At 58.4% G+C, this 10,888-nt stretch carries 11 protein-coding genes; 8 read left to right on the top strand and 3 right to left on the bottom strand.

The window, feature by feature from the left end:
* Positions 1-511 precede the first annotated feature (511 nt).
* The 4 genes from ACR0BK_RS20030 (at position 512) to ACR0BK_RS20015 (ending at position 4,428) form a co-directional block, all read left to right on the top strand.
* Positions 512-1,261 carry a 5-oxoprolinase subunit B family protein gene (locus ACR0BK_RS20030; RefSeq protein ID WP_480556028.1) on the top strand — a complete coding sequence of 250 codons (750 nt, stop codon included), beginning with the start codon at positions 512-514 and terminating at the stop codon, positions 1,259-1,261.
* Entirely contained in the window at positions 1,258-2,256 is a 999-nt protein-coding gene (locus tag ACR0BK_RS20025; protein ID WP_480556027.1) for a 5-oxoprolinase subunit C family protein, read from the top strand. Before ACR0BK_RS20030 ends, ACR0BK_RS20025 begins: the two co-directional genes overlap by 4 nt.
* 12 nt (positions 2,257-2,268) lie before the next feature.
* Entirely contained in the window at positions 2,269-3,030 is a 762-nt protein-coding gene (locus ACR0BK_RS20020; RefSeq protein ID WP_480556026.1) for a LamB/YcsF family protein, read from the top strand.
* 150 nt (positions 3,031-3,180) lie between these two features.
* Positions 3,181-4,428, top strand: a complete 1,248-nt coding sequence (locus ACR0BK_RS20015; protein WP_480556025.1) for a hypothetical protein — start codon at positions 3,181-3,183, stop codon at positions 4,426-4,428.
* A 55-nt stretch (positions 4,429-4,483) separates the two neighbouring features.
* On the opposite strand, the gene ACR0BK_RS20010 is transcribed toward ACR0BK_RS20015, so the two are convergent.
* Together ACR0BK_RS20010 and ACR0BK_RS20005 are read right to left on the bottom strand one after the other, a co-directional pair.
* The gene (locus ACR0BK_RS20010) at positions 4,484-5,878 is read right to left on the bottom strand and encodes a D-alanyl-D-alanine carboxypeptidase family protein (protein WP_480475350.1); all 1,395 of its coding nucleotides are present in this window, start codon (positions 5,876-5,878) and stop codon (positions 4,484-4,486) included.
* Positions 5,879-6,157: 279 nt separating this feature from the next.
* Complete coding sequence (locus ACR0BK_RS20005; protein WP_480518624.1) at positions 6,158-6,859, bottom strand: HAD family hydrolase; 702 nt, start codon at positions 6,857-6,859, stop codon at positions 6,158-6,160.
* 93 nt (positions 6,860-6,952) lie between these two features.
* Here ACR0BK_RS20005 and clpS point away from each other — a divergent pair, with 93 nt between their 5' ends.
* From clpS to hemF, 4 genes are read left to right on the top strand one after another with little or no spacing between them, the layout of a single operon-like run.
* The gene (clpS, locus tag ACR0BK_RS20000) at positions 6,953-7,294 is read left to right on the top strand and encodes an ATP-dependent Clp protease adapter ClpS (RefSeq protein WP_480475346.1); all 342 of its coding nucleotides are present in this window, start codon (positions 6,953-6,955) and stop codon (positions 7,292-7,294) included.
* Positions 7,295-7,338: 44 nt separating this feature from the next.
* Positions 7,339-8,304, top strand: coding sequence for a class I SAM-dependent methyltransferase (locus ACR0BK_RS19995; protein ID WP_480556024.1), 966 nt, complete (start codon positions 7,339-7,341; stop codon positions 8,302-8,304).
* Between the two features lie 37 nt (positions 8,305-8,341).
* Positions 8,342-9,142, top strand: coding sequence for an SDR family NAD(P)-dependent oxidoreductase (locus tag ACR0BK_RS19990; protein ID WP_480475342.1), 801 nt, complete (start codon positions 8,342-8,344; stop codon positions 9,140-9,142).
* A gap of 5 nt (positions 9,143-9,147) precedes the next feature.
* On the top strand, positions 9,148-10,032 hold the full coding sequence (hemF, locus tag ACR0BK_RS19985; protein WP_480518622.1) for an oxygen-dependent coproporphyrinogen oxidase: 885 nt from the start codon (positions 9,148-9,150) through the stop codon (positions 10,030-10,032).
* A gap of 3 nt (positions 10,033-10,035) precedes the next feature.
* Here hemF and ACR0BK_RS19980 read toward each other — a convergent pair whose 3' ends face one another.
* Positions 10,036-10,443: a hypothetical protein gene (locus ACR0BK_RS19980; protein ID WP_480495565.1), complete on the bottom strand. Its 408-nt coding sequence runs from the start codon at positions 10,441-10,443 to the stop codon at positions 10,036-10,038.
* Positions 10,444-10,888: the final 445 nt, after the last annotated feature.

The raw sequence follows: 10,888 nt of genomic DNA, 5'->3' as shown, positions 1-10,888 counted from the left end.
CACCGTCTCTCCGGTGCGTCTCAACCGTCTTTCCAGTCCGTCAGGCCAACCTCAGCTGCGCCGGTGAAGGGGTATTTACGGATTAGACTCCCTACCCGCAAGCGGAAAATGACGATATTGATCTTTTTTTTGAGTTTTCTTTGTTTATTATTTCATTTCAATAACTTATACCCCATCACAATTGCCCGCCACCCTTCCGTCCGGGTGCTATTAGGCATGATCTGACCGGCAAGCCCCTAAAAACAAAAGGGGCCGACACAAGATATAGAGTCTCCGCGATTTCAAGATACAAGTCAGGGCGACTCGAAACGGGAAAACGAGTCGGATTTGCGGCCAGAATACGGTCAAAAACCTCTCACCCCCGACGGACGCCTTGTACTGCGGGTCGCTCCCTGCCGGGATGTGGACGCATCAGGCACAATGTCGGCTATTGAACGCCCTGTCTTGCGCATCCCCTAAAGATGCGGTCAGGTTCCACCAATTCACTCTTCGATCCGAAAGCAGATCAGCAATGGCGCGCAATGTTCAGTTTCCTTTGGTCAGAACCGTCGGATTTGATGGCGCGCTGGTGACCTTTGCAGACAAGATGACCGACACCGCGAACCGGGCAGCGCTGGCGTTTCGGGCAGAAGTGGATCGTCTGCACTGGGATGAGGTGACCGAGTCGTCAGCCTCCCTGGGCTCGGCCTTTGTTCGGTTCGACACGCAGCGCATCTCTCATCAGAAGATGCTGCAAAAGCTTAGGGAACTGGTTGAGCAAAAGGACTGGTACACTACACCGCTGCCTGCCGGCCGCAGGTTGTGGCGCGTTCCGACGGTTTACGGGACCGACCTTGCGCCCCAGCTTGACAATGCCGCCGCTGCTGCCGGCCTGACACCAGACGAAGCAATACGTAGGCTTGGACAGACCCGCGTGCGGGTTCTGACCATCGGCTTCGCTCCGGGGCAGCCTTACCTTGGACCTCTGGGGCCCGAGTTCAACATTCCCCGGCTGCAAAGCCTGACCCCCATGGTGCCGGAAGGGGCTTTGGTTCTGGCGATCTCGCAATTTGTTCTGTTTTCCGGGCCGACACCAACCGGGTGGCGGCATATCGGACAGACCGCCTTTCGGTGTTTCCGCCCCGAAAGGGCCGAGGCCTTTACCCTTAGACCCGGCGATGAGCTGTTGTTCAAGCCCGTTTCCCGCGACGTTCTGGAACACATCAAGGCCAACAACGAGGACGGCACAGGCGGCGCAACCTGTGAGGAGATTGCACCATGAGCCTGATCGTCCACCGGATTGGCCCGGCCTGCACCATTCAGGACCAGGGGCGCACAGGCTATCTGGATCAGGGGCTGTCCCGGTCGGGGGCCGCGGACATTCTGGCCTTGCACGAAGGGGCGGCGTTGCTGGATCAAAGCCCAAACCTTGCGGCGCTGGAAATGGCCGGGATGGGGGGCGAATTCGAGGCGACGCATAACATGCGCATCGCCCTGACTGGCGCGCGGATGCAGGCCAGCATTGATGGCGGCCCTGTGGCCTGGAACGCGTCGCACCAACTGATCGCCGGGCAAAGGCTGGTTATCGGGGCGACGCTAGCTGGAAACTATGGCTATCTGCATCTGGGCGGCGGCATCGATGCCGAGGTTTTTCTGGGGTCCCGCTCTACCCATCTGACAGCGCGGATCGGCCGGGCGCTACAGCAGGGAGACAGGCTGACCTGTGGACCGGATGCAGGCAACAGCGGGATGAAACTGGCTGCTGCCGAGCGGTATTCGGGCGGGGTGCTGCATGTGATTGCCAGCTTTCAGACCCCTTTGTTTGATGGCGCAACACTTGAACGGTTTGCCCAATCCAATTTCCGGCGCGGCGCACGCGCCAACCGGATGGGCATGCAGTTGGACAGCGACGGCGACGGCTTTGCTGCATCAGGCCAGCTGAATATCTTATCCGAGGTGATCACCCCCGGCGATATCCAGATGACCGGCACAGGCGACCCGTTCATCCTGTTGCCGGAATGTCAGACCACAGGCGGGTACCCTCGTATCGCGACCGTTCTGCCATGCGATATGCCCCGCGCGGCACAGACACCCGCAGGCGGCGACATCCGGTTCGAATTTGTCAGCATAGAACAGGCAGAAGAAATGCATAAAACGTTCCTGTCAGACCTTGCCCGCCTGCCCTCAAAAGTCGAGGCGCTGGTGCGTGATCCCCATGACATACCGGACCTGTTGTCCTACCAATTGATCGGCGGAGTGATCTCTGCCACAGACTAAGGAGATGTGCCAATGCGAAGCGTCGATCTGAATGCCGATATGGGGGAAAGCTTTGGCCCCTGGAAAATGGGCGATGACGAAAGCCTGCTGAAAATCATCACCTCGGCCAACATCGCCTGTGGGTTTCATGCCGGTGATCCGGATGTGATGGCATCAACGATGAAACTGGCGGCCGAAAACGACGTCGGCATCGGCGCGCATCCCGGCTTTCCCGATCTGCAGGGATTTGGTCGGCGGAACATGAAGCTGCCCCATGACAACCTCCGCAATCTGGTCCGGTATCAGTTGGGGGCCGCAATCGGCATGGCCAACGCGGTTGGCACCAAAGTACGGCACCTGAAACTGCACGGGGCGCTGGCCAATATGTGTTCAGCCGATATCGATATGGCGCGCGCCTGTTATCAGGGCGCATTGGATGTTGATCCCGATATCATCGTCATGGTGCTGGCCGCGACAAAACAGGAAGAGGCCGTGCGTGAACTCGGGTGCAGCTGGGTGGGCGAGATTTTTGCCGACCGTGCATATAATGACGACGGAACACTGGTTGACCGCAGCCTGCCCGGCGCCGTCATCCACGATGCCGAGGTCGCAGGCCCGCGCATCCTGAACATGGTCCGCGAAGGTGCGATCATCACCGAAAGCGGCAAGCGGCTGGAAACATCCATCGACACGATCTGCCTGCATGGAGACGGCCCGACCGCGGTTCAAATCGCTCGCTCGGTTCGCGACAACCTGATCGGGGGCGGTGTCGAGGTCACGAAATTCACCCGCTGAACATCATGCGTTAACGTCGGCAACCCAATTTCACGACTGTTGCCCGTACAGCTCTCAGCGCCTAGCATGACGGGCAAGCACATGTTCTAAAACCTACAATTTCAAACGATAGCTCGCCCCGGTCGGGGTTCCGCGCAAGGAGGTAGTCGAATGTCCTTTGATCTGATGTCCTATCAACCCCGGGGCGACAAGAAGAACTCGGACTTCTTTGCGCAATACCTTCCGAAAATCTACGAGCGCCGGACAAGTTCGGGCATCGCCGATCAGGTCGGGCCAATGCGCGCAATCTGTATGCAGATCGAAACCGACGCGCTGTTCGATACCCTCGTCGAGCTTTACGTCATGACACCCTATCGCCACACCGCCAGCTATCTGGGGCAGACCCACAAATTCTCGATCCTGCATTCGCATCCCGACTATCCCGCGCTGATCGTGATGGCCCCGCTCAGCCCGGGTTTCGAAGACTTTATTCCCCGCATCAATCGCATGTACCCGCTGGCCCGCAACACACCCCAAACGCGGTATGTTGGCGAGGTTTTCGCGGCCTGTGATCTGAAGGCGCTGACCGGGACGCTTGAGGATCAGAACATCCGCTTCGAATATGCCGGAGACACCGAAAACCCGTTCTACACATTGGACGGCTTCCGGTTCACGACCCCTTCGGATTTCACCTGTAACCGGGTCGGATATTCGACACGTGATTTCAACGACACAGACAGCCTGGGCCTTGGTGATCGCGTGTTGCTGAGTGACGCGGAACAAGCCCGGCTGGATCAGGCCGCCGCTTTCGGATCGGACAGCAAAATCGCGCCTTTGATGCTGGGCATTGATCATCTGGCGACGCGCGTGCTGGCGGGTGAGCGCGAGGATGCGATCCTCGAATTCCTGACCATGGTGCCCTACTATTTCTGGGGGGCCTACAACATCTTCGACATGAACTCATCAACCAACGTGAACCGCAACGCCAATGTGGATGATGACAAGAAATCCCCGGCCAAGGTTTTCACGGCCAATAACACGCCGTCCTTCGTCAACTCATTCGCCAAGCTGCCGATGCCGACCGAAGATTTTGTGCGCAATTTTGGCCGTCGCCTGCATCACATGGCAGTCGAGATCAAGGATGGCGATCATGGCGCCGGGGAAAAGAATGTCGACTTTGTCGTGAACACGCTGAAGGACAAGGGCGTGCCGTTCCTGGCGCATGTAGTGGGCGAATGCAAAGACGACCCGAACCTGAAGCAGATCTTCTCAAAACACTCGAAGAACACGCTGCTGATCACCGAATATATCGAGCGGTGTCACAAGTATGACGGGTTCTTCACCAAGGACAATGTCGCCGCCCTGACCGCCGCCGCGGGACAGGACGAGCAATATCAGCACGGTCACGTCTTCGATTAAAAAAAGGCTGCGGATGACCGCAGCCCAGACCCAACAGGAGAGAATATGCCGGACCTTATGATGGCCCGATCATGAAACAGGTGACATTGCGGGCTTGCAGGCGGCGACACGCCAGATCGGCCTGTTCCCGCGTCATGCCTTGGAATGTCGCGTCAAAGCCGCGCGAGCTCTGACTGACCTTGCGCAGACTGCCATCCAGCGTGGTCATCTCCGACAGCGCCGTTTTCAGCAGAACCTTCTCGGCCTCGTATCGTGTGGTGTAGCGGCCCACATTGACCCCCCACAGATGCCCACCGGACGAAGACAGGCGGGTAACCACTTCCTGCTCGGGCTCTGGCTGGCTGACGGGCTCGGTCGAGGCCAGCACCAGATTGTCCGGGCGCAGCGCCGGTCGGGTATCGGATGTTTCAACTGGTGGGGCGGCTGGGGTTATATCCGCTTCGGCAATCGCTGCGGCAATGCCGCTGCTGATACGGTCGCTGTTCTGGTCTGCCGATGCCGCAACCGCACTTGCAACCTGTGTCGCGGCGCTGGGGCGCCCAAGCGGGCGCAGGCTGGATTTCGGTGCGCCGCTCAGCGCTGCGACCTGGGTATCGCCCCCCAACCCGGCATTGCCCGCATAAACCGGGCGCTCAGGCTTGCGAATGGGTGCGCGCGACGGGGCAAGGCGAAACCCCAGATCCAGCAGTTCCGCAACTTTGGCGTTCCGCGACTCTCCGGATTTTCCGCCAAAGACAGTTGCGATGATACGCTCATCCTTGCGTTTGGCCGACGCCACCAGGTTGAACCCCGCCGCACGTGTGTATCCGGTCTTTATTCCGTCCGCACCCTTATAGGCTGCCAGCAGGCGGCGGTTGGTGTTGGGAACAGTCTTGATACCGGCATCCGTCGATTGGCGCGAGAACAGGTTATAATACTGCGGGTAATCGTACAGCAGATGCCGTCCCAGCGTGGTCATGTCGCGCGCGCTGGACAGGTGCCCTGCCTCAGTCAGACCATGCGCATTCTTGAAAGTTGTGCGGCTCATGCCCATCGCTTTGGCGGTTCGGGTCATGCGGCGGGCAAAGGCCGCTTCCGAGCCACTGATGGCAATGCCGATCGCCGTAGCCGCGTCATTGGCCGATTTTACCGCAGCAGCACGGATCAGATAGCGGAACGCAATCGTCTGGCCCGCGCGCAGGCCCAACTTCGACGGGGGCTCGGCCGCTGCCTTCTGGGTAATCCGAACGGGTGTATCCAGCGTGATCTCGCCGTTTCGCACCGCCTCAAACGCGATATACAGCGTCATCATCTTGGTCAGCGAGGCCGGGTGCAAGCGCGCATCCGCATTGCGTGAATGCAGCTCCTCGCCAGTTCGGGCGTCGATCACCATAGCTGCATAAGGCGCCGCCATGGACCTGAGCGGCGCAAACGCCAGCACACATAGCAACGCTATAAGGAAAAAGCCCATTCGGGCCGGAACTGTCCGCCGAATCTGCACGATCTTTGCCTCTGTCTGCCTCGCGCCGCCGGGTTTTCCCGGTCAGCAATGTTTGTTTTATTATCCCCAAGGCTATCACAGCGACCCAATGAAATAAACCGAAAGCTGAGGTTTTCGCGGTTTCGTTTCATGTCCCGGCAGAGACTATATCTTGCGGATACAGCCATCAAGACCACCAGATGCGCGATAAAAGCGAAGCTGCGTCAGGATGCGGCTGGGTTTATGCGAAACTGAGGCGAAAAGGCAACATCACTTCAGGTCGCGCAGCAGATCGGCCAGATCGCCCAAATCTCTCAACTCGCGGAATCGGGGGCTGTCGACAGGGGCTTCGGCATGTTCCACCTCCCAAACCAGACCGTGGGGCACATAGACACCCCAGCACCCGGCCTGAATGGGGGCCACGACATCCGAGCGCATGGAATTGCCGATCATCATCGCGGCAGTCGGGCCATCACCGTGACGGTCGAATACGAACCGATAGGTTTCGGGGGTCTTTTCGGATACGATTTCGACACCATCGAACAGATCGCCCAGCCCGGACTGGGCCAGTTTGCGTTCCTGATCGATCAGGTCGCCCTTGGTGATCAGAATGACCCGGTACGCATCGGCAACACCTTCGACGGCCTCGCGGGCATGGGGCAACAGCTCAATCGGATGGGCCAACATTTCTTGCCCTGCTTCGATCAGCTGCCGGATGACCGACGCAGGAACGAGGCTTTCGGTAACTTCGATCGCAGTTTCGATCATCGACAGGACAAACCCCTTGATGCCATACCCATAGCGCTGAATATTGCGTTTTTCAGCAGCAAGAAGTCGCTCCATCAGGTGATCACGATTGGCATGATCGGCCAAGAGTTCAGCAAAACGAGCCTGCGTCAGCTGAAAAAACCGTTCGTTATGCCAAAGGGTATCGTCCGCATCAAACCCGATTGTCGTCAGCTTGGTCGTCATCCTGTTTACGTCCGCTTGCTCTTTTCACCGGCCATGCACACGTTATATAAGCGCCAAGATAAACCCCAAGCCTGAATCGGACAGTTGTACACGATGCTTGAAATGACCTGGATGATGTCTGACAAGCCGGACGACGACAGTGACGCGTCCGTCCTGGTACAGACACGCCCAAAAACCAAGCGTCCGCCTTTATACAAGGTCCTGTTGCTGAACGACGACTATACACCGATGGAGTTTGTGGTGCATGTACTTGAACGCTTCTTCGGCATGACCCATGCACAGGCGTTCGAGATCATGCTGACCGTTCACAAGAAAGGTGTAGCCGTTGTCGGGGTTTTCAGCCACGAGATTGCCGAGACCAAAGTTGGTCAGGTGATGGATTTTGCCCGCAGGCACCAGCACCCTTTGCAATGCACAATGGAACGCGAAGAGTAAGGCCTTTGGCCTGACGTTTTCCCTTCACTCAGCCGGAATTGCCCATGTCCCCTCGTCTGGAACTTGCCTTGCAAAACGGCCTGACGCTGCCCCCCCCTCTTAGTGTGATCTGCCCCACGCCCGACCATGATCTGTCTGCTCTGGGGGACGGTGCGCAGATTGTGCAGCCCTTCAAACCCTTTCACGACCATTTCGCCGCGCAGGGTTTTGCAACGGTGCCCGACGCGGACGGTCCTTGTCAGGACGCCATTGTCTTTCTGCCCCGCGCCAAGGCACTGGCACGGTCGCTGATTCAACAGGCCTGTGCGCGGGCGAGCGGCCTGGTTGTCATCGACGGTGCCAAGACCGATGGTGTGGACAGCATATTGAAGGATGTGCGCAAGCGGGTTCCGGTCGAGGGACCGATTTCCAAAGCACATGGTAAGATTTTCTGGTTTCAGGCCGATGATCTGGCCTTTGTGGACTGGGCCGCGCAGAAACAGCAGATGGTTGGCGGATACTACACGGCACCGGGTGTGTTTTCAGCGGACGGAGTTGATCCTGCCTCGGCCCTGTTACTGAAGACCTTGCCTGACCGGCTTGGCCCCCGCGTGGCGGATCTCGGGGCGGGATGGGGATATCTGTCTGCGGAGATCCTGAAACGCGGCGGGGTAACCTCGCTGCATCTGGTCGAAGCGGACCATGCGGCGCTGACCTGCGCGCGGCTTAATGTCACCCAATCCCAGGCGCATTTTCACTGGAGCGATGCCGTATCCTGGACCGCGCCGGAGCCTATCGACACCGTTGTGATGAACCCGCCATTTCACACGTCACGCAGCGCGGATCCCGCCTTGGGGCAAGGGTTTATAACCTCCGCCGCCCGCAATCTGACACGCAACGGAACCCTTTGGATGGTCGCCAACCGGCACCTTCCCTACGAAGCTACACTGAACGAACATTTCGCTCAGGTCGGTGAAATTGCCGGCGACAACCGGTTCAAGGTATTCCAGGCCTCTCGCCCTCGGCGTTAAGGCCCGTTAACCTGCGCCCCAATTCAGGAGGATTCGGATGTCCTTTTCCATCGCTGGCAAGACAGCAATCGTAACGGGCGGGGCAAGTGGCATCGGCCTGGCCATCGGGCGGCATTTCGCGGATGCGGGCGCAAATGTCATGTTTGCCGACATAGACGAAAAACGCCTGATCGACGAACTTGGAGAACAAGCCGAAGACAGCAATATCCGATATTTTGCGGGCGATCTGCGCGAAAAGCTGACCATTGCCAACCTGTTATCTGCGACGCTGGATGCGTTCGACCAGGTGGATATTCTGGTCAACGGTGCACGGCAAGTGATCCCGTCTGATCCGCTGGATCCGGATGACGATTCGATGCGCACCCTGCTGAACCAGAACCTGATGCCCGCCTTGCGGCTCAGCCAACTGGTTGCAAAGCGCATGATCAAGCAGGCCGACGGCGATCTCGAAAACCCGGCAGGGACGATCATCAACCTGTCCTCGATCGCAGCCCGACGGACCCACCCCGATCTGATGGCCTATTCCGTCTCGACCGCAGCACTGGACCAGTTGACCCGATCCCTTGCGGTCGCGCTGGCTCCGAAGCGGATCCGCGTCAACTCGATTGCGCTGGGTTCGGTCATGAGCGCATCACTGCAATCGACCCTCAAGGACAATCGCGATTACCGCGTCGATATCGAAAAGCACACACCCCTGGCCCGTATCGCCTCGGCCACGGAACTGACGGAAACCGCGCAATATCTTGCGTCTGATGCCGCCGGTTTCGTCACCGGGCAGATCCTGACAATCGACGGTGGCCGTACCCTGCTTGACCCAGTCGCGGCCCCTGCACATTAAGACCCATGTTCAAAACAGAAAAATCTACCGCCTCCGCCTGGTTTCGCCAATTGCGCGATGACATCGTTGCAGCGTTCGAAGCCCTCGAAGACAGCCACACCAACGGGCCGTTTGCCGATGCCGCACCCGGGCGGTTCGAGGTCAAGGAAACCAAACGCCAGTCGGACGATGGGTCAGACGCGGGCGGCGGGTTGATGTCGGCCATGCGCGGCGGTCGAGTGTTTGAAAAAGTAGGTGTCAATGTCTCGACCGTCTACGGCACGCTGGGCGAACGTGCGCAACAGGCAATGGCGGCGCGCAAAGGCATCCCCGGAATGACCGAAGACCCGCGCTTCTGGGCGTCGGGGATCAGCCTTGTGGCCCATATGCAGAACCCCCATACCCCGGCGGTTCACATGAACACACGCATGTTTTGGACACCCCATGCCTGGTGGTTCGGTGGCGGCTCGGACCTCAACCCCTGCATCGAGTATCGCGAGGACACCGCGCATTTCCACGCCACGCAAAAGGCGCATCTGGACCCGCACGGACCCGCCCATTACCCGCGCCTCAAGGACTGGGCCGACGAATATTTCTACATCCCTCACCGCAAACGCGCGCGCGGCGTCGGCGGGATCTTCATGGACGACTATTGCACCGGTGACTGGCAGGCGGATTTCGCCCTGACACAGGATATTGGCAGAGCCTTTCTGCCCGCCTTCCTGCCCTTGGTTGAAAAGCGCCGCGTTCAGAACTTCTCAGAGGCGGACAAGACCACCCAACTGGTGCATCGCGGCCTTTATGCGGAATACAACCTTGTCTATGACCGGGGCACAAAATTCGGTCTGGAAACCGGGCATGACCCGGATGCCGTTCTGATGAGCTTGCCGCCGATGGCAAAATGGGTCTGACGATTAGAACGGGTCCGTGATGAAATTGTCGTAGCAGTAGTTCTGTGCCGACACCGCCGACATGTTTGCCCCGACTTTCTTGACCGTGATCGAATAGCCGGGTTTCGTATCGGCCCCCGGCGGCGGGGTCATGGAGAACTGCACTGTTCGCACGCCGGGTTCATACGCCCGCCAGATATAGATCCTCTGCGAGTTCGGAACGCCAAGTGTGCGAATGGCATAATCTCCGATCCCGCACCAATAATTGACAGGCGCGGATGATCCGACAGCCTTCACCTCGTAAACGCCGTTCGGCAAGGGCGTGATCTCGGTACGGAACTGCGGCCGGACTGACAGGCCGAACCCAACGGCCCCGGCCACCGCAGGCGCTAAAATAAATGTGGCAGCGATGAATGGCTTGAGAAAACGCATGATCCAGATATCCCAAAACAATGGCACCAATACCGATAGCATAACCACGACACCCTACGAGTAAAGTGGGGCACACCAGCTACGCGGACACAGTTTTTTGGGGAATTCCCACTATTCATATCGCCGGAAACGAGTACACTACCCGAAAGCATTTATAACACATCAAACTATCGGCAATTCCGTTGACCAAGAGCTTTCCAAAAGACTGGTTCGATTTCCCGCCTGAGAAATATGCGGATCTGGGTGCGATGTTCTATCTCGCGGGGCTTACGAAAACGCACCAGAAACGTAACCTTGCGCAGGTTCTTTATGCGTTCGAAACCCCGTTTCGTCTGGGCCGATATTGTTGAAAAACAACGTGTTGCTGGCGCAGAGAGAGGCGTACCGAACTGAGCGCGAGTGCCTTTCTTGTCAGGCTTTGCTCGTTTGCTGCGGTGCGGGAAAG

This window comes from Ruegeria sp. AF1, from assembly GCF_056542125.1.
The sequence above is the reverse complement of the archived record's forward strand: the minus strand, read 5'-3'. Positions and strand labels throughout refer to the sequence as shown.